We start from the raw sequence: 25,406 nt of genomic DNA, 5'->3' as shown, positions 1-25,406 counted from the left end.
ACGGCAACGAAACTGCAGACGCCACGCCAACGCCCTGCGAACCTTCAAGAACTCACTTATTCAGCGGACTCATATCGCGGGCGATATCGCGCCTACTGCTTGTCGACCTTGGCTGCGATTTGATTGGCGATCTTGACCCCAGCGTCACCGGGATCCTTGCTGCATGCGGTGAGATCGATCGCGATGTTGTTGCGAACCGTCAGCACCCGCTGGCAGGTGCCCTTGAAGCTGACGGTGCCCTTGGTCATGGTCACCGAGACCGGGATGCTCAGGGTGTTGTTCGCGGTCGACAGTGCTCCCACCTGCCACACGGCTTCGGGGCTATCGGCATCGCCCGGCGTAGTGAAGGACCGGTTCGCGCAGGCCGGCCAGCGCTGCGAGGACGTGGTGAAGAACGCGTTCGCTTCGTTCGCGGACGGGAATAGCACCAGCGCCTGGGCTACGTCCGGGTCCATCTCGCCGCTGGGAGCGGTGCCCGTCGCGACGTCTTCGTGCCCACGAACCGCGGTGAATCCGCTGCCCGCGTACACCGGGGCCTCCGCGGAGCCGTAGGCGAAAAGACACTCCGCGGGCCACTTCCAGCCCTGCGGCCACTGCTTGTTGCTGTCGTCGGGCATCGTCTCGATCTTGTCCTTGGTCGACATTCCGGTGATACCCATCGCGCTGTCCACCTCGGCCGGGGTGAGCAGCAGGCCGTCCAGTGCCGCTTGCGCCACCGGGGGCTTGGACGAGGTGGTGGTCGTCGTGGTCGATGACGCGGGGCTGCCCTGGTCGTCACCGCCGCAGGCCGCGACGAGTACTCCGGCCGCGGCAACGGCGACGGCGGCTGCTAAGTGACGCATGGATCTCCCCTTTGACGTTGGTGTAAGGCGTTTCGCGGAGCATAGTTGGGCCCCGCGGACTATGCAGGGTAGAAGCGCGCGTGTCTGGAAGGGCGCATCGTGGCACTTTGCACATTGACGCCTATTGACGTCACCACGCCCCGCGGCGTGAAATGTGTGACGGGCGCCACTTATTGGTGCGGATACCAGTGGAAATGGGTGTGCGTTATCAAACGGATGCCTAATAGTTCGGTAGCGCAGCAAATCGAACGCAATGCTCACGGCCAGCATTACCGCAGTTCAAGAGCTAAAGCACAGCACTTCCGCCATTGATTCACAGTTTGCTGAACCCACAGTAATCACTTCTGTTTCGCTTTATAGATTTTCGCGTTACATTCCTTGTGTATATGCAGGTCAGGGCATTATTTGATTAACCGTGATAAGTGCCACAATTTTTGATTTCCTATGGATATTGTCTGTAGCGTTCCTGCTCATGATTGCTCTTGCAACGCTATTGACGCTCGTTAATCAGGTGTCTGGCACGCCCTATATCGTGGGTGGAGATTCTCCCGCCGGTACCGACTGTTCGGGTCTGGCTTCGTGGGTGGCAAATGCGGCCACCGACCGGCCGGCTTTCGGAAGCCGGTTCAACACCGGAAACGAGGAGGCCGCATTGTTGGCGCGCGGCTTCCAATACGGAACAGCTCCCAATGCCTTGGTCATCGGCTGGAACGGTGGCCACACGGCCGTCACCCTGCCCGACGGCACTCCGGTGTCCAGTGGCGAGGGCGGTGGTGTTCACATCGGCGGTGGTGGCGCCTACCAGCCACAATTCACTCATCACATGTTCCTCCCGATGGATCCCGAGCAGCTGGAGGGTGAACCTCCGGCCCCCGACGCCCCCGCGGTTCTCGTCGATGCCGTCGCTCCGGAATTGCCGGACCCGCCGGCCCCGGATGAAGCCCCAGTGGGCGATCCCGATAATCCGAATCCGTAACGAGAATCGACAATTGATGTGATCTATACCCGGAAATTCAATTTCCGGGTATAGATCACACTTATTCGATTCACGGTGAGCAAGAGGGTCGATTCGGCATCTCTTACTCCCTACCCTGGCGCGAGTGACAACTGCGCCTATCAGCAAGACCAGCCATTTGAGCGGCGTCATCGCCGCCAGCCAGGACGCCATCACCGCCGACCCGGCCACCGCCCGCGTCGTCTTCGAGGCCTCGGCGACCGCCCACGACGCGGTGGCCAGCACGGTCGGCCTCGGTCAGTATCGCGTCGAGGTGGACGAGCCGCCCGCGCTCGGCGGGGAGGGCAAAGCCCCCAACCCGGTCGAGTACTACCTGGCCTCGCTGTTGTCCTGCCAGATCGTGACGTGGCGGTTCTGGGCGCAGCAGCTCGGCATCGCGGTCGAGGAGATCACCGCGCGGGCCGAGGGCGATCTCGATGTGCAGGGCTTCTTCGGATTTGACGACGGCGTGCGCGCCGGATTTCAGCAGGTGCGGGTGGTGGTCACGGTGAGTGGGCCAGAGTCCCCGGACCGCTATCGCGAGCTACAAGCGGCCGTCGACGCGCATTGCCCCGTCCTGGACCTGACCAGAAACCCGACCCCGGTGACGACCAACCTGGAGATCGGCTAGCCGCGTATCGTCAGCGGCCATGATCTTCATCGTCGTCAAGTTCCAGACCAAACCCGAGTGGAGTGAGCGCTGGCCGGAATTCGTCGCCGCGTTCACCGCCGCCACCCGTGCCGAACCGGGCAACTTGTGGTTCGAGTGGTCGCGCAGCCTGGCCGATCCGGGGGAATATGTGCTGGTCGAAGCCTTCCGGGACGGCGAGGCGGGCGGCGCCCACGTCAACAGCGACCACTTCAAGCAGGCGATGCAGGAGCTGCCGCAGGCGCTGGCAGCCACCCCGAAGATCATCAGTCAGACCATCGACGCCACCGGCTGGTCGGAGATGGGCGAGATGTCGGTCGGCTAGCCGACCGAGTCCACGATCACCGCAATCTCGTCGCCCAGCCGGTAACCCGGCGCCAGCGGCAGCGTGTCACCGCTCCAGAACTTGCCCGGATCAAACCAGTGCGCGTCTTTGTCGGTAATCAAAAGGCCCATTTCCTCGTAAGTGATCGCGACGGTCTCCGCGCAGTATGCCGTCTCGACACCCACCGTCCGCCGGGTCGCCTTGCGCCGCTGCGTCTGTTCGCGAACCTTTTTGTCTACCAAGGGGATTCCGCGAGTCCAGTCGTTGATCGTGGGCAGCCGGCCGCGCAGCCACCGGCCGGTCAGCCGAACGGTGGTGGGAAATGCGGTGCCGTTCATCCGCGCGATGACCCGCAGCAGCTGATTCTCCTGCTGACGATTGGCATACGGCGTCAGCTGGCGCAGCCAGCACCGCTGGTGATAGCGCCCCGTCCATTGCTGCACCACTTGCCGGGCATCGTTGAGCTGTACACCGCGGTGGTTGGTGCCGGTCCATACGTCGACGAGCTTGTCGCCCAGTTCGGCATGCCAGATCAACGGCGGCAGGTCGTCGATGGCCACCGTCATGCCGACGTGGTTGACCGGTGCGTTGGTCAGCGTCTGGATGGCGCGGTCGGGTCGTGAACCGCCGCGAAACAGCCACAGGTCGCCGGTGCGGGTTTCGTTCAGCGCTTGATCCAGGGTCAGCGTGCTCGAGTTCACCACAGCACCATAGACACAGATAGCCTGTCCTGATGCGCAGCATATGGAAGTGGATCGGGCTGGCCGGTGTGGCCGGCGTGGTCGCCGGTGGCGCCCTGGTGGTGCGCGATCAACGGCGCCGTCGGGCCTACACGCCCGACGAGATCCGCGCCCGGTTGCACCAGCGGCTGGCCGAATCCGACGCCGAGGGGGGCACCGGCCCGGGCTAGGCGGCCGGTTCGACCGAAAACAAGCGATAGCTACCGGAAAAGCCCTTCAATTCGACCTCGCGGCCGTCGTCGAAACCTATGTCGTCGCAGTCGGAAACAGCACACACGGCGTCGCGCACCGGTTCGCTGACCAGGATCTCGCCGCCGGTGGCCTCGCCCGCTACCCGGGCGGCCATTGCGACGTTGCGGCCGAACAGGTCGTCGCCGCGGCGTACCGAGCGGCCCATGTGAATGCCGATCCGCACCCGAATTTCCTGGTGCCGCTTGCGTTTTGCGTCCCGGTGCAGTGCCCGCTGAACATCGATGCCGCACCGCACCGCCTGCTCGGCACGGGAAAACGCGATCATGAAGCCGTCGCCCTGGCTCTTGACCACATGCCCGGAGCGCCGCTGCACGTGTTGATGAATCAGCTTGGCGTGTGAGGCAATCAGCTTGACCCACGCGCGATCGCCGATCCGCTCGTTGAGCGCGGTGGACTCTTCGATATCGGAGAACAGGATCACCACCCGACCGTCGGGGGTGACCTTGGCCAAGTCGGGCCGCTCGACCTCGGCCCAGTCGGCGAGGTCCTCGATCGAGCTGCGCACGGCCGCGCCGAAGCCCTCCTTGCGCACCAGATTTGCGGTCTGCCACACCGTCTTTACGGCCTCACGACCACCCGACAGCAGCCAATTGCGGGCGTCGGCGCGCTGTCGCAACTCGTCGGCTTCCGCGCGGCTGCGCTTGAGCAGCACCCACAGCGCGACCAGCCCGCCGGCTTCGATGACTGCGACGCCGGCTAGGACATAGACCACGATATGCAGGGCATCGACCATGGCAGACATTATCTTGTCGCGACTATACGTAATGTCTAGGGTTGAGACCGGCCGCCGCGGGGAAGCAAGTCTCTGTAAGCCAATTGACGTCCTGGAGGTAGAGGAATTGGCCGACGGCGGCGACAACGCCTCAGACCTGTTGGTGATCTTCGGCATTACCGGCGATCTGGCCCACAAGATGACCTACCGTGCCCTGTACCGGCTGGAGCGCAAGGGGTTGCTGGACTGTCCGATCCTGGGTGTTGCCAGCGACGATCTCTCGGTGGACCAGCTCGTGGAGCGGATGCGTGAGTCCCTGCGCGACGTCGGCGAGAAGATGGACGACGAGGCGTTCGATCGGCTGTCGAAACGGTTGTCGTACATGCACGGCGACGTCACCGACAGCCAGCTCTACGAGTCGCTGGCCGAGCGAATCGGCTCCGAACGCCGGCCGCTGTTCTACCTGGAGATGCCGCCGGCCCTGTTTGCGCCGATCGTGGAGAACCTCGCGCAAGTCGGGTTGCTGCAGCGGGCCCGCGTCGCGGTCGAGAAGCCCTTCGGCCACGACCTGGAATCCGCTCGCGAACTCAACACCCGGTTGCGTGCGGTGCTGGAAGAAGACCAGATCATGCGGGTGGACCACTTCCTGGGCAAGCAGCCGGTGGTCGAGCTGGAGTACCTGCGGTTTGCCAATCGGGCGCTTGCCAAGCTGTGGGACCGCGACAGCGTCTCGGCGATCCAGATCACCATGGCCGAGGACTTCGGCGTGGAGACGCGCGGCAAGTTCTACGACGCCGTCGGCGCCTTGCGTGACGTCGTGCAGAACCACCTGCTGCAGGTGCTCGCGCTGGTCGCGATGGAGCCCCCCGTCGGGCCCACTGCCGACGACCTCAACGACAAGAAGGCTGAGGTGCTGAGGGCCATACCGGCGCTGGAACCCGAGCATTGCGTGCGCGGCCAGTACCGTGGCTATCACGACGTCCCGGAAGTGCCAGAGGATTCCGAGACCGAGACCTTCATCGCGCTTAAGACCGAGATCGACAACTGGCGCTGGGCCGGGGTACCGATATTTCTGCGGGCCGGAAAAGCCTTGCCGGAGAAGGTGACCGAGGTTCGGCTGCTGCTTCGCCGCACGCCCAGCCTATGCTTCCTGCCGATCAGCACACCGGCCGAGCACAACCAGATCGTGCTGCGCATCGACCCCGATCCGGGCATGCGGCTGCAGTTGTCCGGCCAAGTCGGCGACTCGTGGCACGACGTCCATCTGGACTCGTCGTTCGCCGAAGACCTCGGCGAACCCGAACGCCCTTACGAGCGCCTCTTTCAGGCCGCGCTGAGCGGCGATCACCAGCTCTTCGCCCGGATCGACAGCATCGAGCAGACGTGGCGAATCGTGCAGCCGCTGCTCGATAACCCCGGCGAAGTGCACCCGTACGACCGCGGTTCTTGGGGCCCCACCGCCGCCAACGAGCTGCTGCACGGCCACCACGGCTGGCAGGACCCGTGGATGCCCAAAGGTTCGGACTCAGGACAGTAAGGAGACGAAAGCAGATGCAGCTAGGGATGATCGGTCTGGGCCGGATGGGCGCCAACATCGTGCGCCGCGTGGTCAACGACGGGCACGAATGTGTTGTCTACGACCATAATCCAGATGCGGTCAAGGCGTTGGCGGGCGACGCGCGGATCACCGGTGTGTCGTCGCTGCGCGAGCTGCGCGACAACCTCGCCGCCCCGCGCGTCGTCTGGGTGATGGTTCCCGCCGGCGACATCACCACCGGCGTCATCGACGAACTGGCGACCACACTCGAGTCCGGCGACATCGTCATCGACGGCGGCAACTCGTACTACCGCGACGATATGCGGCATGCAAAAACCCTGTCGGACAAAGGGATTCACTTGCTCGACTGCGGCACCAGCGGTGGCGTATGGGGCCGGGACCGCGGTTACTGCCTGATGATCGGCGGCGACCAGGAAGCGTTCAAGCACGCGGAGCCGATCTTTGCCAGCGTCGCCCCGGGCGTGGCGGCCGCCCCGCGTACCCCGGGCCGAGACGGCGAGATCGCCCAGTCGGAGCAGGGCTATTTGCATTGCGGCCCTTGCGGAGCCGGTCACTTCGTCAAAATGGTGCACAACGGCATCGAGTACGGAATGATGGCGGCACTCGCCGAGGGGCTCAACATCCTGCGCAATGCCGACATCGGTACCCGTATCGAAAAGGGCGATGCCGAAACCGCGCCGCTGACCAATCCTGAGTACTACCAATACAATATCGATATCCCCGAGGTCACCGAGCTGTGGCGGCGCGGCAGCGTGATCGAGTCGTGGCTGTTGGACCTGACCGCGATCGCGCTGCACGAATCGCCCACCCTGACTGAATTCTCCGGCCGGGTCTCCGATTCCGGAGAGGGACGCTGGACCGCGATCGCCGCGATCGACGAGGGTGTGCCGGCGCCGGTGCTCACCTCGGCGCTGTATTCCCGGTTCGCCTCACGCCGCCTCGACGAGTTCGCCGACAAAGCGCTGTCGGCCATGCGCAAGCAGTTCGGCGGACACGATGAGAAGCCCGGCGCTTAGCGATTGGCTGTTCGTTTGACGAAGTCGACGACGACGTCGCTGAAGGCGTCGTTGTCGTCGCCCGCTGCGGTGTGCCCGGCGTTGGAGAGTTCGACGAACTCCGCGCGCGGCACCGTCTCCAGGAAGTGCTGTACGCCTTGCGGACTGACGACGTCGGAGAGTTTGCCGCGGATCAGCAGCACCGGCATCGTCAGCTTCATCGCGGCCTCTTCGAATGTTTCGGTGCGCAATTCGGGGTCGTCGCCGGGCGCGGTCATGAAGGCCGGATCCCAATGCCAGTACCAGCGTCCGTCACGCAGCCGCAGATTCTTTCTCAGCCCTTCGGGGCTGCGCGGCTTGCTGCGGTGCGGTAGGTAGGCGGCGACGGCGTCGGCGGCTTCCTCGAGCGAGGCGAACCCGTCGATGTTGCCGAGCATGAAGTCGCGGATGCGCGCACTGCCCGTCTTTTCGTAGCGCGGCACCACGTCGACCAGCACCAGGCCGGTCACCTTGTCCGGTCCGGCGCTCTCGGCGACCAGGATGCCGGTCAACCCGCCCATGCTGGCCCCGACGATCACCACGTGGCGGCCGATCGCGTCCAGCACGCCCAGGACGTCTTGGGTGAGGGTTTCCACGGCGTAGTCCGCGCCCGGCGCACGCTCGCTGTCGCCGTGTCCCCGACTATCCAGCGCGACGACGTGGTAGCCGTCGCCGGCCAGGATCTGGCCGGTGGCCTTCCAGGAGAACCGGTTCTGGCCGCCGCCGTGCAGCATCAGGATGGTCGGCCCGCTATCGGCGCCGCGGTTCCATTCGTCGGCAATCAGGGTGATGCCGTTTGCTCCGGAAAACTCGACCGTCTGGGGGCTGCTGCGCACGGTGCTCATGGGCTGACGTTACCTAGCTTGTTTAACGGAGTTGCACGCCCCCTTTCGATGCGGGGCGGCGATGAGTTCTTGTCACCGGCGTGGTCTATCCGTAAGACAACAACGTGTCGCACACCGCGGGTGTGTCGACCTGCCGACAGCGCAAGGAGCTGAGCATGCCCTCGATCACGCCCTCACTGTGGTTCGACGACAACCTGGAGGAGGCGGCCGAGTTTTACACCTCGGTGTTCCCGAATTCGCACATCGAGGGTTTCACCCGGTGTACCGATGCGGGGCCCAACGAACCCGGGTCGGTGCTGATCGGCACCTTCGTGCTGGACGGCACCCGGTTCATTGCGATCAACGGCGGACCGATCTTCCGGTTCACCGAGGCGGTGTCGTTCACGGTGCACTGCAAGGACCAGGACGAGGTGGACTACTACTGGGAGCGGCTGGCCGACGGTGGCGAGGAATCACAGTGTGGCTGGCTCAAGGACCGCTTCGGCCTGAGCTGGCAGATCGTGCCGGACCGGCTCTATGAATTGGTCAACGATCCGGATCCGGCCCGGGCCGCGGCGGCCACCCGGGCGATGCACGGTATGCGCAAGATCGTGGTAGCCGAGCTGGAACAAGCCATCTCAGTGTGACGCTCACTCGGTAAGCTGGCCGATCCATTCGATCGTCGCGTCGATGATCGGCGCGACGTCGTCGGGGTCTTCGCAGGCGGCAACCATCAGCGAAGACTCCGCCATGGTCGCCACCAGCACTCGGCTCAGTAGCCGACCGCGGGGTGAGGTGTCCAGTTCGAGCACCGCCAGCCAGCTGCGGAAGGCGGCCGTCATGCGGTTGCGGCGGATGTTGTCGAATCCCGGTGGCGTATCGCCGGACGACAGCACCCAGGCCTGGCGCCGGTTTTCCCACATCGCTTCCAGGTAGGCCCGGACGTGAATTTCGAAGACCCGTCGCCGGTCGACTCGCTGGGGCGCGGACTGGAAGGCTCGCCACATCGCCGCTCCGATGTGGCGATCGACGGCATCGGCCGTCTGCTCGAAGATCGCCAGAAATAGCTCACTCTTGCCGCCGAAGTGGTGGTAGATGCTGCCGATGCTGGCGCCGGAGCCCGCTACCACGTCAGCCATCGTGGCTGCGGTGAAGCCATTGGTGGCGAACACCTCGGTCGCCGCGTCCAGAATCCGCTGCTGAGTGGCGCCGGTCTTGGCCCACCGGCGGCTGTGTGTAGTGGTCGACATCTCTAGAGATCGCCTTTCGTGTAAATCAAGCGATGGCCTCGGGTAGCACCCGCAGCGCGGGCAGCTCGGCCCGGGACTCCGTCGTGGTCATGCCGCGCGCGGCCATGTGAGCCAGCGGTAAGCCGCCCAACAAACCGGGATTCGGGCTGGCCGCCGCGCCGGCGGTCGCGCTGGCGGCGGTGCTCGACAGCGGCGATGCGGCCGTGCTGAGCGCCGGCGCCGCGCTGGCCCACGCCTGCGGCACCGACAACACCCCGACCGACGCCGCCTTGCCCAGACCGGCCGTCATCGCGCCGGCCAGAGCCGCCGGAGCCCCCATCGCCCCGGTGACGGCCTGTCCTATCGAGGTCGCGATCTGGCTGCCGACCGCGGCCGCCGCTGGGAAGAGACCCTTGAGGGTCGACATCATCGACATCCCCAGCCCGGCCAGTGAGGTGGACGCAAAGAACGGCGTGCCGAAGATGCTCATGACGGTCTGCAGGTCCGACATCCATGCGGGGAGCACCGACGCGGTCGCCGGGGCGACGATTCCGGCCAATGCGGATGGCACCGTGGCAGTGAGCTGGGCCAGCGTGTTGACGATTTCGGTTGCCACCGAATTGCCGGTGACTGACGTGACCGCCAGGGCCTGGCTGGCCAGCCCGGCCGGGTTGGTCGCCTGCGGGGGTTCGGTGAACGGGGCCAGCGCGGTCGCGTCTGCCGAGCCCGCGGCGTAGCCATACATGGCCCCGGCGTCCTGGGCCCACATTTCGCCGTATTGAGCTTCGGTGGCGGCGATCGCCGGGCTGTTCTGGCCCAAAAAGTTGCTCGCTACCAAGCCTGTGAGCTGGACCCGGTTGGCCTCGATCAGCGCCGGCGGCACCGTCATCGCGTATGCCGCTTCGTAGGCGGCCACGGCCGCCATCGCCTGGCCGGAAGCCTGTGCGGCCTGCGTGGCGGTGGCGTTCAGCCACGTCACATAGGGTGCGGCTGCGGCCGCCATCGTGGTTGCCGCGGTGCCCAGCCAGGTGCTTCCCATGAGCCCGGAGATCATCGACGCGACGGAGACGGCGGTGGAATTCAGATCGGTGGCAAGGGTGTCCCAGGCGGTCGCCGCGGCGAGCAGCGAGCCCGCTCCGGGTCCGGTGTACATCCGGCCCGAGTTGATTTCCGGCGGCAAAGCGGCAAACAACATTGTTTTGCAGTCCTCCTAGAATCCCGTTCAATCCCTTGTGATCAGCGTGCCGGGGCGGCGCGACGACGTCTGTCGGTCGAGCGGCTACACCAGGGATGAACCCCTTGTCCACCGATTGACGGGCTTCTTGTCCCCCCGATCGACGGTTACGTTGGATCGTGCGGACTCGAGCTGGGAAACCGAACGGGAGTGAAGATGTCGCAACCGCGCTGGATTGACGTCAAGGGCGCCGACCCTGACCTCAAAGCGCTGAGCTGGGGCCCGCCCGAAGGACCGATCGCGCTTTGTCTGCATGGCTTTCCCGACACCGCGTACGGATGGCGCAAGGTCGCGCCGCGGCTGGTGGAGTCCGGCTGGCGGGTGGTGGCGCCCTTCATGCGCGGCTATGCGCCGTCATCGATCCCGTCCGACGGCGACTATCACGTCGGTGCGCTGATGGACGACGCCCTGCGGGTGCGGTCGGCTGCGGGTGGCTCCGAGCAAGACGTGGTGATCGGGCACGACTGGGGTGCCATGGCCGCTACCGGCCTGGCCGCCATGCCCGACAGTCCGTTCACCAAGGCGGTCATCATGTCGGTGCCCGTCTCGGCGGGATTCCGTCCCGGGGGCCGGGTGATCGACCGCGGCCGGCTGGCCCGTGAAGTTCCGTTTCAGCTGCTGCGCAGCTGGTACGTCGGCTACTTCCAATTGCCTTGGCTGCCGGAACGATCCGCCTCCTGGATACTGCCGCTGCTGTGGCGACGCTGGTCACCGGGCTATCACGCCGAGGAGGATCTGCGCCACGTCGACGCCGCGATCGGTACCCCGGAGAGCTGGCGGGCCGCGCTGGGGCCTTATCGAGCGTTGCGCAACCCCCGCCCATTGGAACGGTATGCCGAACTCAACCGGCTGTGGACGGAACCTCCCGTGGTGCCGAGCCTGTATCTGCACGGCCGCGAGGATGGTTGTTTCAGTGCGGCTTTCACGCACTGGACGGAGAAGGCGCTTCCCGCCGGCAGCGATGTGGCCATCGTCGAGCATGCCGGGCATTTTCTGCAGCTCGAACAACCCGATCGGGTCGCCGAGTTGGTGCTGGCCTTCATCGGTTCACCCGGCTGAGGCCGTGGCGGCTTACCGGATGGCCGCCGTCGACGCGCAGTTCTATTGGATGTCGGCGAAGGTTCCCAGCGACCAGTTTCTGCTCTATGCGTTCGACGGTGAACCCGACGGTGCGGCGCTGGGGCAGGTTTGCCGCCGGGCGCGGGCTTGTCCGGATCTGAACATGCGCGTTGAGGACGGCTGCGCGCTGAACTATCCGCGCTGGGTGCCGGCCGACGCCGGGGCCGAGCGCCTGGTGTGTCACGAGCCGGCGGATGCCAGCTGGCGGGGCTGCCTGGCGGCGGTGGTAGGGCTGGCCGACGAGCAGCTCGACATTCGAGTGATGCCCTGGCGGCTGCATTTGTTCACCCAGGTGTTGGGTATCCCGGGTGCTGTGCGGCCGGGCGCGGTGGCAGTCCTGCAGGTTGCACACGCACTAGGCGACGGTGCTCGTGCGTCGGCGATGGCCGCCTGGCTGTTCGGTCGCCCGCAGCCGGTGCCCGAGGTGACCAGGTCGCGGCCGGGATTTCCGCCCCGGCGCGCCTTGGAGGCGGCTCGCACCCATCGGCAGCTGGTTCGCGATACCCGGTCCGGGGCGCTGGCACCGGGAGCGGGATCGCGGCCGCTGCAGGCCACCAATGCCCGGCCCGCTGGCGTCCGCGCGGTGCGCACCCTGGTGCGGGCCCGGTCGCGATTGCCCGGTCCTACCGTCACGGTCGGGGTGCTGGGCGCGATCTCCACCGCGCTGAGCCAGTTCCTCGGCGGGGCCACCGATTCGCTGGGTGCTGAGGTGCCAATGGCCAAACCCGGCGCGCGGCAAGCACATAACCACTTCGGCAATGTAGTGGTCGGACTGTATCCGCGGCTCGCCGGTGCGCAGCGGCTGCAGCGGATCGCCGCGGATCTGGACAATGCTCGTCGCCGCATGGCGCATCCGGCGGCACTGGCCGGCGACCGAGCGTTCGCAATGGTGCCTGCGCCGTTATTGCGTTGGGGCGTAGATCAATTCGATGCCGACTTACGGCCGTCGCAAGTGGCCGGCAACACGGTGGTGTCCAGCGTTTACCGGGGACCAGCCGACCTGCGACTCGGTGCTGCGCCAGTGGTGTTGACCGCCGGGTATCCGGCGCTTTCGCCGGTGATGGGGCTGACCCACGGGGTGCATGGCATCGGCGACACCATCGCGATCAGTGTGCATGCCGCCGAGTCCGCGGTGCCCGACATCGACGCGTATCTGCGGCTGCTCGATGCCGCGTTGTAGCTCGGCTACTGCGCGTCACCGGATCTGGCCGCTTCTGCGCGGGTCAGACCGGCGGCCAGGATCAGCTCTTCGTGCAGTTCGAACCACACCGTGTGATAGGAGTCGATGAGCGGTCTGGTCAGCCAGGCGATATCGCCGGCATGCACTTTGCTCAGCGCGGCGTTGAGTTTGGCTTGATAGGTGTTGAGCCGCGGCAGTTGGTTTGCGGCCGCTTCGATGACCGGTATGACCCGCTGGTGCACATCATCGAGCCGGCCCACCACCGCGGCGTCATAGCCGGCGTCGTCGTGCGCGTTGGGCGCGCCGTCCTTGAGTTGCCAGTCGGTGACCAAAGACTTGAAATCGCTATTGATCGAACGGAATTCGTCATAAACGGCAGCCATCGCGGCCGGGTCGACGCTTTGGCGTTCCTGGGCCAGTAACTCGGCGAGCCGGGAGCGGCCGGTGGGACTGATCCGCAAGGTGGTGGCCTCGATGAGCAGGCCGGCCGCCGTCAACCGGGCGACTGTTTCGGTAACGTCCTGGTTGACGGTCTTGGCCAGTTCTGCCGGGGTGACCCGACCTTTCAGCCGAACCGCTTGCAGCACAGTCAGTTCGGTCATGTGCCGGCTCGCAGCCGCAGCGCGTTCAGCATGGTGATCAATGGGGTAGGGGACACCACGTCGGTATGGCCGGCGTTCATGGCTTGTTGCAGTGCGGCGTCGGAATGGTCATCCAGTGTGGGATAGTCGCCGCTGACATGCGCGCGCAGCGGGCTGATCTGCAATGCGATGTCGGCCAGCTCGCGCAGCTCCGGTGTATCGCTTTCCGACCATGCCGACAACGTCAGACTGCCTTCGCGGACTTCGCCTTCGTAGCCGTCGACGGTGATCGCCTTGCCGGCCAGCGCTGTCGCGACGCCGTGGCCGCAGCCCACCACCGCCACTCGGCCGAGTTCGCGGCTGACCACCGCCGCGTGACTGGCGGCCCCGCCCACTTCGGTGACAATGCCTTGTGCGGCAAGCATGCCCAGCACATCTTCGGGCCGGGTGTGGTCGCGCACCAAGATGACGTGCTCACCACGATCGGCGGCGTCCAGCGCCTCGTCGACGTCGGTGTATGCCGTCCCGGTTACCACGCCCGGGCAGGCCGGCAGCCCTTTGGCCAAAAGCTTTGCGGCCAAACGTGTTTCGGGCTGCAGGGCGGGCAGTAGCAGTGCTTCGACGTGCGCGGGGGTCACCCGGGCAAGTGTCTCGGTGTCGTCGATGAGACCTTCGTGTCGCAGCCGCAGCGCCAATCGCACCGCCGCTTGCGCGGAGCGCTCCGCCGCTCGGGTTTGCAGCAGCCACAGCTTGCCTTCTTCGACGGTGAACTCGATCTCCTGGACGTCACGGGCGTGGCGCTCCAAGTTTCTGGCGGCGTCCATCAGCTCGGCGTAGACCTCGGGTTGCTCGTCGCGCAGGGCGGTGATCGGTTCGACGTCGACCAGCCCCGAAACGACGTCGTCGCCCTGTCCGCCGGGCAGCCATTCGCCGAACGGTTCACCTGAGCCGGTGATCGGGTTGCGTGAGGACATCACTCCGGCACCGGAGTTGCTGGCCTGATTGCCGAACACCATCGCCTGCACGACCACCGCCGTGCCGCTCTTGGCGTCCAGGCCGTAGTGGTCGCGATAGGCGAGTGCGCGCGGTGAATTCCACGAGGCGAACACGGCTTGGATAGCGGCGCGCAATTGCGCGTAGGGGTCGTCGGGCACGGGACCCGCCACGATCCGCTGATACATCCGGGTGAACCGCGCCCTGGTGTCGCGGGCGAAGTCGGACGCGTTCGGTATGGCCAGGGCCTGCTCGACGGCGTCGTTCATGCCCAGATCCAGGATGGTGTCCATCATGCCGGGCATCGACTGGGTGGCGCCCGAGCGAACGCTGACCAGCAAAGGTCGCGGGCCGTGGCCGAAGGTGCGTGCGGTCTCGGTCTCCAGCCAGTTCATCCGGTCCACGACGTCGTCCCAGATCGCGTCCATCGTCTGTTCGGGTTCGGTCAGAAATCGCACGCCCACCTCGGTGGTAATGCAGAATGCCGGCGGAACCGGCAGATTGTGCCGGCGCATCGCATCGATCCCGTGGCCCTTGTTGCCCAGGACCTCTCGGGGGTGGCTCGTGGTGCCGTCCAGCAACACCACGTTGCGTCCGGCGGGTGTGGCGCCATTGCCTCGTGTGCAACGAGTCGTGGTGCACCCCCTCGCTCTGGCCGGAACGCCCGCTATGTTCCCACACGGGCCACCGATCTCGGCCGATGATCTAGGTTTGCCTTTATGACTGCCTATGACGTCGCGCTACTGATCCTGCGGCTGGTGCTGGGGCTGACGCTGGCCGCGCATGGTTTGAACAAGTTCTTCGGCGGCGGCCGGATACCGGGGACGGCCGGTTGGTTCGAGAGCATCGGCATGAAGCCGGGCAGGTTCCACGCCACGGTCGCGGCCAGCACCGAGACCGCCGCGGGGCTGGGACTGGCGGTGGGGTTGCTCACGCCGATCCCGGCGGCGGGTTTCGTTTCGCTGATGCTGGTCGCGGCGTGGACCGTGCACCGCCGCAACGGCTTCTTCATCGTCAAAGAAGGCTGGGAGTACAACCTGGTGCTGGCGGCGAGCGCGGTCGTCGTGGCCACCCTGGGCGCCGGGAAGCTCAGCCTGGATTGGTTGATCTTCGGCAAGAACTGGTTCGACGGCTGGCACGGCTTGGTGCTGTCCCTGGGATTGGGCCTGGCCGGTGCCATCGGCCAGTTGCTGATCTTCTACCGGCCGCCGGCTCAGCAGACGGGATAGTCGGGGCCGCTACGGGTCGTCTTCATCGTCGGGTGCCAGCACCTTTTCGGGGTGATGGAAGCTGTTGGTCCTGGGCTGGCCGTGGTCGAGGTGGGGTGGGGGGATCCATTCGGCGTCGCCTCGGGCGTTTTTCCTAGTGGCCCAGCCCTTTTCGGCCAGTGGGTGATGTCCGCCGCAGGCAAAGGTGAGCTGGTCGATGTCGGTGCTGCGGCACTGGGCATACGGGGTGCAATGGTGCACTTCGCAGTAGTACCCGGGCATGTCGCAGCCCGGTGCCGAACAGCCGCGGTCCTTGGCGTACAACACAATCCGCTGTGCCGGGGAGGCCAGACGTTTCGTGTGATACAGCGCCAGGGGTGTGCCGTTGTCGAAGATGGCCAAGTAGTGGTTGGCCTGGCGGCCCAAACGGATGACGTCGGACATGGGCAGGATGGTGCCGCCGCCGGTAAGGCCGCACCCGGCCGCGACTTGGAGTTCCTGGAGCGTGGTGGTGACGATGATCGAGGCCGGTAAGCCGTTGTGCTGACCCAGCTCCCCGGACATCAATAGCGCCCGTAGCCCGGCGAGCAACCCGTCATGGAAACGCTGGGGTTTGGACCGCAGGTCGCGGCGCGCCGCTTCTGCGGAGGGCTGGTCATCGACCACTGGGGCTTCGTCGTCGCGGTTACACATCCCCGGTGCGGCCAGTTTGGCTTCGACGGCTTCCAGGGTGGCCCGCAGCTCGGGATCCACATAGCCGCTCAGGCGCGACATGCCGTCGTGTTCCTGCTTGCCCAGGGTAAGCCCGCGTTTGCGGGCGCGGTCCTCGTCGGTGTAGTTGCCGTCGGGGTTAAGCCAATCCATCAGCTGTTTGGCCAGTCCGGCCAGGTCGTCGGGGCGCCGGCTGGCGCCCAGCTGGGCCAGCTGAGTTTCGGCGGCCGTGCGGGTACCCAGGTCGATCGCGGCGGGCAGCGCGCGCAGGAAGTCGCGGATCACCTTGACATGCCCGTCGCCGATCAGCCCGTCGCGCTGGGCTTCGGCGGTCGCGGTCAACTGCGGCGACAGCGGCTCACCCGTCATAGCGCGGCGCTCACCCAGATCCGCGGCCTCGGCAATGCGCCGGGCGGCCTCAGCCCGGGTGATGTGCAACCGGTCAGCCAGGGCCACCCGCAACGTGCCGCCGAGCTCTTCCTCAGAAGATTGCTCGCCGATCTGATTGATCAAGGTATGCCCGGGCACCGGCAGCCGGCGCGCCACCCGTTCCAGGCGCTGCAGCGCCCGCAATCGCTCGGATGTGGTCAACACGTCAAACGTCAACCCGCACAAGCGATCCAGCTCATAGTCGAACGCGTCGAAGACCTCGATGATCTCCTCGCGCGTACTCGAACCCATGCCGCAAACAATACGAAGGCCTACCGACAAAAACGCCTACCCTGAGACCCATGAAACGAAAGTGGCGCAAGGGATTTCAGCTAACGAGCTCCGGATGTGCTTCGAGGGCTCTACGAGTCGCGATCCGCCCCGCCTCCAGCGCGGGATCGATCTTCTTGAAGTCCAATGGATTGATCGCCGTGACGTCTGGCTCGACAATGCATGCGATTCGGGGCAGCTGACGCAAATCCCCTTTGGATGCTGCGAGATCAACGGTCCGAAGCAAGGTCTCTTGCAACGGCGGAAGGGCGAGATCGGTACCCGTTACCAGACGCCGGATGATGGCGGGCGGCTGCAGGATTGACGGCAGCGGACCGAAATGCTTTGACGGCACATAGTAACTGCGCAAATCGACACAGATCACCTCGCCGTCGCGGTCTTCGCACATCACATCGGCGGGAAGGTTGTTCAACAGTCCGCCGTCGATGAGAAGCTGCTCGCCGTGCTGCACCGGTGGGATGAGCCCCGGAATCGAGATAGAGGCCCGCACGGCCAGCCCTAGCGGCCCACGTCGATGGACGATCTGTTCACCGCTGATCATGTCGGCGGAGACCGAGAAGAACTCTTTGGGCAGATGCTCAATCAGTGTGTCGCCGAAGAATTCGCCTAACAGCCGGCTGACCCGCCCACCCCGGGTGAGCGCCACCGCGGGGAGCGTGTAGTCGCCAAGCGGACTCGTCTTCGCCATGTATTCGCGCGCCGAGGCCGTCGCCTCCGAGGGGCTCATTCCCATCGCGAAGCTCGCGGCGGCGATAGCGCCGGCACTGGTTCCGCCAAACCGGTCGATCACCACGCCGGCGGGAGCCAGTTCTTCAAAGACCCCGAAGTGGGCCAGGCCCCGGGCGCCGCCACCGGCCAGCACCAGACCAAGCGAACGGCCGGCGATTCTGCGCGCAAGAGAGGCGAGGCCACCGTCGTTGGCGCCGTGGTGCGACACCGGGTCCAGCAGATCCCACCAGCTCGGGTCAGGCGTAGTGGTGGTTATCAGATGCAGTGGCACCTCAATGGTGGGTCGTTCCAACGCTTTTGGCGGGCGGCGCTGGTTGACCAGGACCACGAGCCGGTCGCTTTGGGCGAGCACATACTGTCGCCAAAGATCGCCGGACCCCCGGTCGGCGATCAGGAGCACCCAATCGCTGCTGCGCTCCGCGGCGTCCAGACTTTCGTTGAACGACTCCATGAGTTCGGCGTAATCGTCGACGGCCGCGGTTTTCTCGATAGGCGGCGCCAACACTGCCGTCTTCCCGTACGCCCCTAGCCGGGTTGCGATCGCGTCGACAATCCGGGCCGCGACGGCGTTTCCGGTCGAAACGATTCCCACCACCCTGCGGGCTTGAGAGACCTGAACAGATCGGGACTCGCGCAACATCCTTGCCATCGCTCGCAGCATCGCCGACTGCAGTTGCGGCGTCGTTTGCAGCACCGCGGTGAACGTCTCGGTGCCGATCCGCCACACCACGCCGTCGCGCAGCGCCCGCACTCCGGCCGAGCGTGGTTCCCCGGAGATCACGCCCAGGTCTCCGATGGAGTCGCCGGACGCCATCTCGCGAATCACCTGTCCATCGGCGCTGACGGCGGCGAATCGCCCGGTGTCGACCACGTAGATGGCGTCCGATGGATCGCCCAGGCGAAACAGCCAGTGATTGGCGCGGATCGGCTGGCGCTCGACCGCCATCGAGAGTCGATCGAGTTGGTGGTCGTCGATTTCGGCCAGCATCGGAACGCTCCGCAGGGCGCTTCGTGCGTCCGCCGCCGGCCCCTGGCGGTTAGCGCTCATCGTTCGCCGAACGCATACTGGCCCCTCCGCCGCGCTGCAAGGCTTTAAATGTCCGTCAGGAGCTTATCTGCTGGACCGGGCACCGGCCGAGAGGTTCGTCGACGAGTGCGATCGCCGCACCGCGAACGCCGCTCGGAGTCGTCACCTCAGCAACCCAGGTTCGGGGCTTTCGAGGACATCGGCGGTAAAGCGATTCCTGTTGCCATACAACGAAACTCGCTGGGCTAATCGCCCAGCCGGAAAGGCGGCGCCGCTAACCTCCATCACTTTCCAATAACCCGAGGATATTTTTTCAACAAGACTGTGGCCGCAGCGATGGGCAGCCGGTAATGTGCCCATCGTCACCAACAGCCGCTACAAAGGATCGCCGTGACCGCAATGGAGCAGCGCATTAGTCCGGCGCCAAGCGCCCGCTAGCAGCGCTGCGATCATGACTCCCTCCACCGAGGCTGCGGGCAGCCAGCACAGCAAGGCTCTGGGCTACCTCGTCATCGACGACGACGGCTCCGAACGGCAGGTGCCGATCTTCGATCAGCTATTCGTGGGCCGCGAATGCGGCGGGATCAGCAAGTCGCGCAGCCTGGTGATCCCCCATCCCGAAATTTCGCGCACCCATCTTGAGGTGCGTTTGGACGCCGTGAACGATCAGGCGTTCATCATCGACACCAGCACCAACGGCACGTTGCTCAACGGCATGCGAATAACCCGCGCGGTGCCGTGTCCAATCCAGCCTGGCGATGAAATCCAGATCGGTGACATAACACTGGAATTCCGCTCGCAGCGGTTCGCGGCTGCCCATCAAGCCGCCCCTATGCAGCCCACGCGGACGCGCATCAGCCAAGCCGCCCTGGTCATGGTGGTCGGCGACATCATCAATTACTCGACCATCTCCCAGGTGACCGAGGAAACCGTCATCGCGAAGAGCCTGCACACACTGTGGCGTGAGGTAGGCGAGGTTTTGCAGGCCTATCACGGCACGCTCAACCACTATGCCGGCGATGCGATCTTTGCGATCTGGGAGGCGCGCAGGTTTAAGGAAGCTTCGGAACGGGCGATCGATTTCGCGCTAGCCGCGAATCAGCGAGTTGAGGAGCTGGCGCCCCAATTGCCGCTGCGCAGCCCGGACGGATCGCCGATCCGGATGGGATGGGGTGTGGTGCAGGGCATGGCTGCGCTGGCCGCAATGACGAGATCGGTCGAGGCGGTGATCGGCGACTCGACCAACGTGGCGTTCCGTTTGGCAGGGCTTGCCGGCCGTCAAGGGCGGGCATCGGTGATGGTGACCAGTGGGGTGCGGCGCATCGTCGAGTCGCGCTTCCGTTGGGGCACTGGCGAACACGTCGAGCTCAAGGGCCGCAGTGGGACCGAGATGGTCTTCCCGGTGATCGGCCGCATGCCCTACGACTCGGAAGGAAATCACCATCCAACCGCTGAAAACCCCATCCCCGGCCCCCGCTGAGCCCAAACATCGCGCGAAGAGTCCGGCCGTCAGCCCCCGTCCGGCGGCGCCGCTCGCGGTGCGCCGGCAACCGTCTTCGACGGCCGTGCTACTGGTCGCCGCGTTCGGCGCGTTCCTCGCCTTTCTCGACTCCACGATTGTCAACGTCGCATTCCCCAACATCCAGAAGTCGTTCCCGACCTACAGCATCAGCAGCTTGTCCTGGGTGCTCAACGCCTACAACATCATCTTCGCGGCGTTCCTGGTAGCTGCGGGCAAACTCGCCGACCTGCTCGGCCGCAAGCGGATGTTCGTCTACGGCGTCGTGCTGTTCACCCTGGCGTCGGTGTTGTGCGCGGCCGCGGCCAGTGTCGAGCAGCTGGTCGCGTTCCGGGTGTTGCAGGGCATTGGCGCGGCGCTGCTGGTTCCGGCGTCGCTGGCGCTGGTCGTGGAGGGATTCGATCCAGCACACCGCGCGCACGGGGTCGGTTTGTGGGGTGCGGCGGCGGCAATCGCCTCGGGGCTGGGCCCACCGATCGGTGGGGCCATCGTGCAGGTGTCGGACTGGCGGTGGGCGTTTCTGGTGAATCTGCCGCTGGGCATCGTGGCGGTGATCGCGGCCCGGCGCGCATTGGTCGAGAGCCGCGCGCCCGGGCGGCGCCGCGTGCCCGACCTACGTGGAGCGTCGCTGCTGGCACTCGCACTCGGGCTGCTGACCCTCGGCCTGATCAAGGGTCCGGACTGGGGCTGGTCGAGCATCGGCACCCTGGCCTCGTTCGTGGGCTCCGCACTCACCCTGCTCGGGTTTGTGCTGAGCTCCCGATCCCACCCGGCGCCGCTGATCGAGCCCGCCTATCTACGCATCCGGTCATTCGTCGCCGGCAACGTGCTGACCATCATCGCGGGCGCGGGCTTCTACGGCTATCTGCTGACCCACGTGCTGTTCCTCAACTACGTGTGGCGCTACAACTTGCTCGAGACCGGTCTGGCCGTGGCACCGGCGGCGCTCGTCGCGGCCGTCGTCGCAGCCGTGCTCGGCAGGATCGCCGACCGGCGCGGCCACCGGCTCATCATCTTCGTCGGCGCACTGATCTGGGCCGGCAGCCTGGTTTGGTATCTCAAGCGCGTTCACATCGAACCGGACTTCCTCGGTGCCTGGCTGCCCGGCCAGCTGTTGCAGGGCCTGGGCGTCGGCGCCACGTTGCCGGTGCTGGGCAGCGCGGCCCTGGCCCGGATAGCCAAGGGCGGCAGCTACGCGACCGCGTCGGCGGTGGTGAGCAGTTGCCGCCAGCTGGGGGCCGTCATCGGAATCGCCTTGTTGGTCGTATTGATCGGGACCCCGCAGCGCAATGAGGCGGTGGATGCGCTACGCCGCGGCTGGGTGATGGCCGCAATCTGCTTCGTCGCCGTCGCCTTGGGCGCTGTGTTCCTGGGCCGCACCGGTCACGTCGCCAGCGCCGACGTCGAACCCGAAGCACCGCCGCAGTTCGAACCACGGCAGTCCAGGCCGATACCCGCCCACCTGCAAGCCGAACCGGCAGCCCGCGAGGGTGACCCGCTGAAGAACCTGCCGCTGTTCGCCGGGCTGGACGACGAAACCCTCGCCGACCTGCGGCGCAGCGCCGAGGAGGTCGAGCTCGAGGCCGGTTCGTACCTCTTCCGCGAAGGTGATCCGGCCGACTCCCTGTATGTCGTGCGGGAGGGCCGCGTGCAGGCGATCCAAAGCCTCGCGGGTGCCCAGGTGGTGGTCCGGGAGGTGGGACGCGGGGAGGTGATCGGCGAACTCGGGTTACTGATCAACGCGCCTCGCTCAGCCTCGATCCGCGCGGTTCGCGACACCACGCTGGTTCGGCTGACCAAGGATCAGTTCAACAAGATCGCTGACGTCCGCGTGCTCGGTGCGCTGCTCGCCGAGCTGGCCACCCGGTTGCACAACACCCCGCCGCCGCCGGTGTCGCGGTCCACATCGACAGAGGTGGTGGTTGCCGTTGTAGGTATCGACGCCGCCGCGCCGGTGTCAATGGTGGCCAGCGAATTGCTGTCCCAGCTGTCGACGTACGTCCGGGCGGTCGATCCCGGCCGGGTCGACCGCGACGGGCTGGAGCGCGCCGAGGGATCCGCCGACAAAGTCGTGCTGCATGCCTCGCAGAGCGCTGACGACGTGGACTGGCGGAAGTTCTGTCTGCGCGTCGCGGACCGAATCGTGCTCGTCGCAGGAGACCCGGCGCCACCCGAAAAGCTGCCGGAGCGGGCGTTCGGAGCGGACCTGGTGCTGGCCGGCGCACCGGCCACGCGGGAGCACCGCCGCGCCTGGGAGGAGCGGATCACGCCGCGGTCGGTGCACACCGTCAATGCGGCAACCTGCACCGACGATGTGCGACCGCTTGCCGCACGCCTGGCCGGCCGGTCCATCGGATTGGTGTTCGGCGGTGGCGGTGCGCGGGCATTCGCCCACCTCGGCGTGCTGGAAGAGCTGGAAGCGGCCGGGGTAGTGGTGGACCGATTCGCCGGCACAAGTATGGGCGCGATCATTGCCGCGCTGGCCGCCACCGGCCTGGACGCGGCGGGTGTGGACGCCTACGTCTATGAGTACTTCATCCGCAACAACCCGGTCGCCGACTACACCGTGCCGGTCAAGGGCCTGATCCGGGGACGTCGCGCCCCGGCGCTGCTGCGCCGGGCTTATGGCGACCTGTTGGTGGAGGAGCTGCCCAAGGAATTCCGTTGCGTCAGTGTGGATCTCCTGGGCCGGCAGGCCGTCGTGCACCGTCGCGGCCCGCTCTCCGATGCCGTGGGCTGTTCGCTGCGGCTGCCCGGAATCTTCCCGCCCTACGCCTATAACGGCACCCTGCATGTCGACGGCGGCGTGCTCGACAATCTTCCCGTCTCAGCGCTGTCGGGGGACGAGGGCCCGCTGGTGGCGGTAGCGATCGGCTTCGGCGGCGACACCGCGTCCGCGCCCGTGCAGGAGTCTTCGGGTCCGCCGCGCATTCCCGGGATCGCGGAAACGCTGATGCGCACGATGATGATGGGCAGCCGTTCTGCGGCTGCGTCGACGATGGCCGAAGCCGACGTCGTGATCCGGCCCGGCAGCCGTGGCGTCGGACTCCTGGAGTTTCATCAGATCGACCAAGCCCGGGAAGCGGGCCGCGTCGCGACGCGCGAGGCGTTGCCGCAAATTCTCGCTCTGCTGCATCGGTGAACGCGCGGGCGGAGTCTCGAAAAAGGAGTCAGCGATGAGTGCACCGCAGGGCTCGCGGGTGGACACCATGTTCGGGCCCTACTACTTGAAGCGGCTGCTGGGCCGCGGCGGCATGGGCGAGGTCTATGAAGCGGAGCACACCGTCAAGAAGTTCACGGTCGCTCTGAAACTGATGTCGCAGGCGTTCAGTCAGGACCCGGTCTTTCGCAAGCGCATGGAACGCGAAGCCCGCATCACCGGAACTTTGCTGGAACCCCACGTGGTTCCCATCCACGACTACGGCGAAATCGATGGCCAGCTGTTTGTGGAGATGCGCCTCATCGAGGGCAACGACCTGGAAACCGTGCTCAAGGAACAAGGGCGGCTGCCACCATCACGCGCGGTGGCCATCATCCACCAGATCGCCTCGGCGCTGGATGCGGCTCATGCCGCCGGGGTGACGCATCGCGACGTCAAACCACCCAACATCCTGATCACCCGCGACGACTTCGCGTACCTCGTCGACTTCGGTATCGCCAGCGCGCGCAGCGACGAGAAACTCACCCAGTTGGGGACCGCGGTGGGGACCTGGAAATACATGGCGCCCGAGCGGTTCACCAACGAGGAGGTAACCCCCCGCTCTGACGTCTACTCGTTGGCTTGCGTGCTTTACGAGTGCTTGACCGGGGCGCCGCCCTACCGCGCTGACAGCACCGGTGTGCTGATCGCCTCGCACATGATGGATCCGATTCCGCTGCCCAGTGTGGAGGATTCCGGTGTACCGCCGGCCTTCGACGCGGTAATCGAGTGCGGCATGGCCAAGCTTCCGGAGGAGCGCTACGCCAGTGCCGGTGCGCTGGCAGCGGCCGCTAACGAAGCCCTCAACAGCTCCGACCGCAAACAGGTCCAAACCATCGTGCGGCGCACCGACAGCTCGCCGACCGCTCAGCGGCCGGCCGACTTGCCGGCCGGCCCGCCGGCGGTGACGGCACCGGGTACCGGTGTGCAAGCCGTGCCGGCGGCCGATACCGGCGGCGACGGCGGCTCGGCACCCTCGAGTTCGGTCCCCTCGAGCTCGGCTCCGTCGAGTCCAGCCCGCAAACGCTGGCCGATCGTGGCTGCGGCCGCCGCGGTGGTCGTCGTCGCCGTCGCCGGCATCGGAATTTGGCTGGCCATGAAACCGTCGTCCACACCCGCCTCCAGCAAGCCGAAAGCGAGCTCGGGGAAGACGGCGCCACCAGCCACCCCGGCACCGTCGGATGCCGAAGCGCGGCTGCTCAGCCTGCTCCCGCCCGGCTACGTGGCCGGCACCTGTACGCCGGCCACACCCGATTCGGACAGCATCTGGACGCCGGCGGTGGCGTTGGTGACCTGCGGACCGAACACTCAACCGGGCGGCCCGAGCAAGGCGACCTACGGGTTGTTCCCCAACACGGCCACGCTGAAGAAGGCCTTCAAAGACGACATCGCCAACGTCAGCCTGGTGAACTGCCCGGGCGAGGGGACCTCACCGGTGAGCTGGCATTACGACCAAACCCCCAACGACATGGCCGGCATGATCGCGTGCGGAACCTACAACAACCACCCGAACGTGATCTGGACCAACGACGAAAAGCTGATGCTCAGCGACGTAGCCGGCGATCCGGCCAGTGTCGAGGAACTGCACACCTGGTGGGACAACTACGGCTGACCCGGCAACCCGTTAATTAGGGCAAGCCGTTCAGCCCGTCCGCGCCGAGCAGCAGCCCGCCGGTGCCGCGGGTGCCGGCCTTGCCCGGTGTCGTGCCGGTGCCGCCGTTTCCGCCGTTTCCGCCGTCGCCGATCAGCACGGTCCCGTTGTTCGAGCCCCCGTTGCCGCCGGCGCCACCCGTGCCGGTGCCGGCCCCGCCGGCTCCGCCGTTACCGCCGTTGCCGCTCACCCCCGCCTTCCCGCCGGCTCCGCCGGCGCCGCCGGTGGTGTTCGCGTTGGGTCCGCCGGCACCTCCGGCACCGCCGGCGCCACCGGAGCCGTTCAGCAGCCCGGCGTTGCCGCCCGCCCCGCCGGCGGGGCCGGCGGCACCGGCGGGCTGTTCGGTGGCGGCGGTAACGGCGGAGCCGGTGGATAC

Annotated in this window: 23 protein-coding genes and 1 pseudogene; 13 read left to right on the top strand and 11 right to left on the bottom strand. The window is 66.3% G+C overall.

The features are described 5' to 3' along the window. Nucleotides 1-92 precede the first annotated feature (92 nt). Nucleotides 93-842 carry a sensor domain-containing protein gene (locus tag AWC27_RS06725; RefSeq protein WP_085669781.1) on the bottom strand — a complete coding sequence of 250 codons (750 nt, stop codon included), beginning with the start codon at nt 840-842 and terminating at the stop codon, nt 93-95. Between the two features lie 415 nt (nt 843-1,257). Here AWC27_RS06725 and AWC27_RS06720 point away from each other — a divergent pair, with 415 nt between their 5' ends. From AWC27_RS06720 to AWC27_RS06710, 3 genes are all read left to right on the top strand, one after another. Further along, nucleotides 1,258-1,818: a C40 family peptidase gene (locus tag AWC27_RS06720; protein WP_245846901.1), complete on the top strand. Its 561-nt coding sequence runs from the start codon at nt 1,258-1,260 to the stop codon at nt 1,816-1,818. 124 nt (nt 1,819-1,942) lie between these two features. Beyond that, nucleotides 1,943-2,467 carry an OsmC family protein gene (locus AWC27_RS06715; RefSeq protein WP_085669780.1) on the top strand — a complete coding sequence of 175 codons (525 nt, stop codon included), beginning with the start codon at nt 1,943-1,945 and terminating at the stop codon, nt 2,465-2,467. A gap of 19 nt (nt 2,468-2,486) precedes the next feature. Then, nucleotides 2,487-2,810: a putative quinol monooxygenase gene (locus tag AWC27_RS06710; protein ID WP_085669779.1), complete on the top strand. Its 324-nt coding sequence runs from the start codon at nt 2,487-2,489 to the stop codon at nt 2,808-2,810. On the opposite strand, the gene AWC27_RS06705 is transcribed toward AWC27_RS06710, so the two are convergent. Continuing rightward, entirely contained in the window at nt 2,807-3,511 is a 705-nt protein-coding gene (locus tag AWC27_RS06705) for a guanylate cyclase (RefSeq protein WP_085669785.1), read from the bottom strand. The genes AWC27_RS06710 and AWC27_RS06705 overlap by 4 nt on opposite strands. Nucleotides 3,512-3,543: 32 nt before the next feature. On the opposite strand from AWC27_RS06705, the gene AWC27_RS30855 reads away from it, so the two are divergent. Then, nucleotides 3,544-3,720: a hypothetical protein gene (locus AWC27_RS30855; RefSeq protein ID WP_169726736.1), complete on the top strand. Its 177-nt coding sequence runs from the start codon at nt 3,544-3,546 to the stop codon at nt 3,718-3,720. Here the strand turns inward: AWC27_RS30855 and AWC27_RS31485 are convergent. After that, nucleotides 3,717-4,544, bottom strand: coding sequence for an adenylate/guanylate cyclase domain-containing protein (locus AWC27_RS31485; RefSeq protein ID WP_085669778.1), 828 nt, complete (start codon nt 4,542-4,544; stop codon nt 3,717-3,719). The two genes, AWC27_RS30855 and AWC27_RS31485, sit on opposite strands and share 4 nt — an antisense overlap. Nucleotides 4,545-4,641: 97 nt before the next feature. Between AWC27_RS31485 and AWC27_RS06695 the strand changes: the two genes are divergently transcribed. Together AWC27_RS06695 and gnd are read left to right on the top strand one after the other, a co-directional pair. Next, nucleotides 4,642-6,051: a glucose-6-phosphate dehydrogenase gene (locus tag AWC27_RS06695; protein ID WP_085669777.1), complete on the top strand. Its 1,410-nt coding sequence runs from the start codon at nt 4,642-4,644 to the stop codon at nt 6,049-6,051. A gap of 14 nt (nt 6,052-6,065) precedes the next feature. Continuing rightward, on the top strand, nt 6,066-7,088 hold the full coding sequence (gene gnd / locus AWC27_RS06690; RefSeq protein WP_085669776.1) for a phosphogluconate dehydrogenase (NAD(+)-dependent, decarboxylating): 1,023 nt from the start codon (nt 6,066-6,068) through the stop codon (nt 7,086-7,088). Here the strand turns inward: gnd and AWC27_RS06685 are convergent. Next, complete coding sequence (locus AWC27_RS06685) at nt 7,085-7,951, bottom strand: alpha/beta fold hydrolase (RefSeq protein ID WP_085669775.1); 867 nt, start codon at nt 7,949-7,951, stop codon at nt 7,085-7,087. The two genes, gnd and AWC27_RS06685, sit on opposite strands and share 4 nt — an antisense overlap. A gap of 155 nt (nt 7,952-8,106) precedes the next feature. On the opposite strand from AWC27_RS06685, the gene AWC27_RS06680 reads away from it, so the two are divergent. After that, nucleotides 8,107-8,577: a VOC family protein gene (locus AWC27_RS06680; RefSeq protein WP_085669784.1), complete on the top strand. Its 471-nt coding sequence runs from the start codon at nt 8,107-8,109 to the stop codon at nt 8,575-8,577. 3 nt (nt 8,578-8,580) lie between these two features. On the opposite strand, the gene AWC27_RS06675 is transcribed toward AWC27_RS06680, so the two are convergent. Beyond that, complete coding sequence (locus AWC27_RS06675) at nt 8,581-9,180, bottom strand: TetR/AcrR family transcriptional regulator (protein WP_085669774.1); 600 nt, start codon at nt 9,178-9,180, stop codon at nt 8,581-8,583. 25 nt (nt 9,181-9,205) lie between these two features. After that, the gene (locus AWC27_RS06670) at nt 9,206-10,354 is read right to left on the bottom strand and encodes a PPE family protein (protein WP_085669773.1); all 1,149 of its coding nucleotides are present in this window, start codon (nt 10,352-10,354) and stop codon (nt 9,206-9,208) included. A gap of 195 nt (nt 10,355-10,549) precedes the next feature. Between AWC27_RS06670 and AWC27_RS06665 the strand changes: the two genes are divergently transcribed. Next, a complete protein-coding gene (locus AWC27_RS06665) occupies nt 10,550-11,452 on the top strand; it encodes an alpha/beta fold hydrolase (protein ID WP_085669783.1) in 903 nt (300 codons plus the stop codon). 4 nt (nt 11,453-11,456) lie between these two features. Next, nucleotides 11,457-12,692 (top strand): WS/DGAT domain-containing protein, encoded by a 1,236-nt coding sequence (locus AWC27_RS06660; RefSeq protein ID WP_085669772.1) that lies wholly within the window; start codon nt 11,457-11,459, stop codon nt 12,690-12,692. A gap of 5 nt (nt 12,693-12,697) precedes the next feature. Here AWC27_RS06660 and AWC27_RS06655 read toward each other — a convergent pair whose 3' ends face one another. Then, a complete protein-coding gene (locus tag AWC27_RS06655) occupies nt 12,698-13,294 on the bottom strand; it encodes a MarR family transcriptional regulator (protein WP_085669771.1) in 597 nt (198 codons plus the stop codon). Further along, the gene (locus AWC27_RS06650; protein WP_085669770.1) at nt 13,291-14,853 is read right to left on the bottom strand and encodes a pyruvate, phosphate dikinase; all 1,563 of its coding nucleotides are present in this window, start codon (nt 14,851-14,853) and stop codon (nt 13,291-13,293) included. Before AWC27_RS06650 ends, AWC27_RS06655 begins: the two co-directional genes overlap by 4 nt. Nucleotides 14,854-14,985: 132 nt before the next feature. On the opposite strand from AWC27_RS06650, the gene AWC27_RS06645 reads away from it, so the two are divergent. After that, nucleotides 14,986-15,495, top strand: coding sequence for a DoxX family protein (locus tag AWC27_RS06645; protein WP_085669769.1), 510 nt, complete (start codon nt 14,986-14,988; stop codon nt 15,493-15,495). A gap of 9 nt (nt 15,496-15,504) precedes the next feature. Here AWC27_RS06645 and AWC27_RS06640 read toward each other — a convergent pair whose 3' ends face one another. Then, nucleotides 15,505-16,866, bottom strand: coding sequence for an HNH endonuclease signature motif containing protein (locus tag AWC27_RS06640; RefSeq protein WP_085669768.1), 1,362 nt, complete (start codon nt 16,864-16,866; stop codon nt 15,505-15,507). Between the two features lie 76 nt (nt 16,867-16,942). Continuing rightward, on the bottom strand, nt 16,943-18,682 hold the full coding sequence (locus tag AWC27_RS06635) for a patatin-like phospholipase family protein (RefSeq protein WP_085669767.1): 1,740 nt from the start codon (nt 18,680-18,682) through the stop codon (nt 16,943-16,945). A 430-nt stretch (nt 18,683-19,112) separates the two neighbouring features. Here AWC27_RS06635 and AWC27_RS06630 point away from each other — a divergent pair, with 430 nt between their 5' ends. Genes AWC27_RS06630 through AWC27_RS06620 form a run of 3 tightly spaced genes read left to right on the top strand, consistent with a single transcriptional unit; the run spans nt 19,113 to nt 24,991 of the window. After that, nucleotides 19,113-20,141, top strand: coding sequence for an adenylate/guanylate cyclase domain-containing protein (locus tag AWC27_RS06630; protein WP_245846897.1), 1,029 nt, complete (start codon nt 19,113-19,115; stop codon nt 20,139-20,141). Nucleotides 20,142-20,199: 58 nt separating this feature from the next. Further along, nucleotides 20,200-23,322: an MFS transporter gene (locus AWC27_RS06625; RefSeq protein ID WP_139836807.1), complete on the top strand. Its 3,123-nt coding sequence runs from the start codon at nt 20,200-20,202 to the stop codon at nt 23,320-23,322. A 34-nt stretch (nt 23,323-23,356) separates the two neighbouring features. After that, nucleotides 23,357-24,991, top strand: a complete 1,635-nt coding sequence (locus tag AWC27_RS06620; protein ID WP_085669765.1) for a serine/threonine-protein kinase — start codon at nt 23,357-23,359, stop codon at nt 24,989-24,991. 16 nt (nt 24,992-25,007) lie between these two features. Here AWC27_RS06620 and AWC27_RS06615 read toward each other — a convergent pair. Next, nucleotides 25,008-25,406 (bottom strand): annotated as a pseudogene (locus tag AWC27_RS06615) (PE family protein); the annotation flags it as partial.

The organism is Mycobacterium szulgai (assembly GCF_002116635.1).
GTDB lineage: Bacteria > Actinomycetota > Actinomycetes > Mycobacteriales > Mycobacteriaceae > Mycobacterium > Mycobacterium szulgai.
This window is presented reverse-complemented; position numbering and strand designations above follow the sequence as displayed.

Bases quoted from the DNA above. Each gene is read 5' to 3' on its own strand.
- AWC27_RS06725 (WP_085669781.1), bottom strand. From the start codon at position 842: ATGCGTCACTTAGCAGCCGCCGTCGCCGTTGCCGCGGCCGGAGTACTC.
- AWC27_RS06710 (WP_085669779.1), top strand. From the start codon at position 2,487: ATGATCTTCATCGTCGTCAAGTTCCAGACCAAACCCGAGTGGAGTGAG.
- AWC27_RS30855 (WP_169726736.1), top strand. From the start codon at position 3,544: ATGCGCAGCATATGGAAGTGGATCGGGCTGGCCGGTGTGGCCGGCGTG.
- AWC27_RS31485 (WP_085669778.1), bottom strand. From the start codon at position 4,544: ATGTCTGCCATGGTCGATGCCCTGCATATCGTGGTCTATGTCCTAGCC.
- gnd (WP_085669776.1), top strand. From the start codon at position 6,066: ATGCAGCTAGGGATGATCGGTCTGGGCCGGATGGGCGCCAACATCGTG.
- AWC27_RS06685 (WP_085669775.1), bottom strand. From the start codon at position 7,951: ATGAGCACCGTGCGCAGCAGCCCCCAGACGGTCGAGTTTTCCGGAGCA.
- AWC27_RS06680 (WP_085669784.1), top strand. From the start codon at position 8,107: ATGCCCTCGATCACGCCCTCACTGTGGTTCGACGACAACCTGGAGGAG.
- AWC27_RS06675 (WP_085669774.1), bottom strand. From the start codon at position 9,180: ATGTCGACCACTACACACAGCCGCCGGTGGGCCAAGACCGGCGCCACT.
- AWC27_RS06670 (WP_085669773.1), bottom strand. From the start codon at position 10,354: ATGTTGTTTGCCGCTTTGCCGCCGGAAATCAACTCGGGCCGGATGTAC.
- AWC27_RS06665 (WP_085669783.1), top strand. From the start codon at position 10,550: ATGTCGCAACCGCGCTGGATTGACGTCAAGGGCGCCGACCCTGACCTC.
- AWC27_RS06655 (WP_085669771.1), bottom strand. From the start codon at position 13,294: ATGACCGAACTGACTGTGCTGCAAGCGGTTCGGCTGAAAGGTCGGGTC.
- AWC27_RS06645 (WP_085669769.1), top strand. From the start codon at position 14,986: ATGACTGCCTATGACGTCGCGCTACTGATCCTGCGGCTGGTGCTGGGG.
- AWC27_RS06640 (WP_085669768.1), bottom strand. From the start codon at position 16,866: ATGGGTTCGAGTACGCGCGAGGAGATCATCGAGGTCTTCGACGCGTTC.
- AWC27_RS06635 (WP_085669767.1), bottom strand. From the start codon at position 18,682: ATGAGCGCTAACCGCCAGGGGCCGGCGGCGGACGCACGAAGCGCCCTG.
- AWC27_RS06630 (WP_245846897.1), top strand. From the start codon at position 19,113: ATGACTCCCTCCACCGAGGCTGCGGGCAGCCAGCACAGCAAGGCTCTG.
- AWC27_RS06620 (WP_085669765.1), top strand. From the start codon at position 23,357: ATGAGTGCACCGCAGGGCTCGCGGGTGGACACCATGTTCGGGCCCTAC.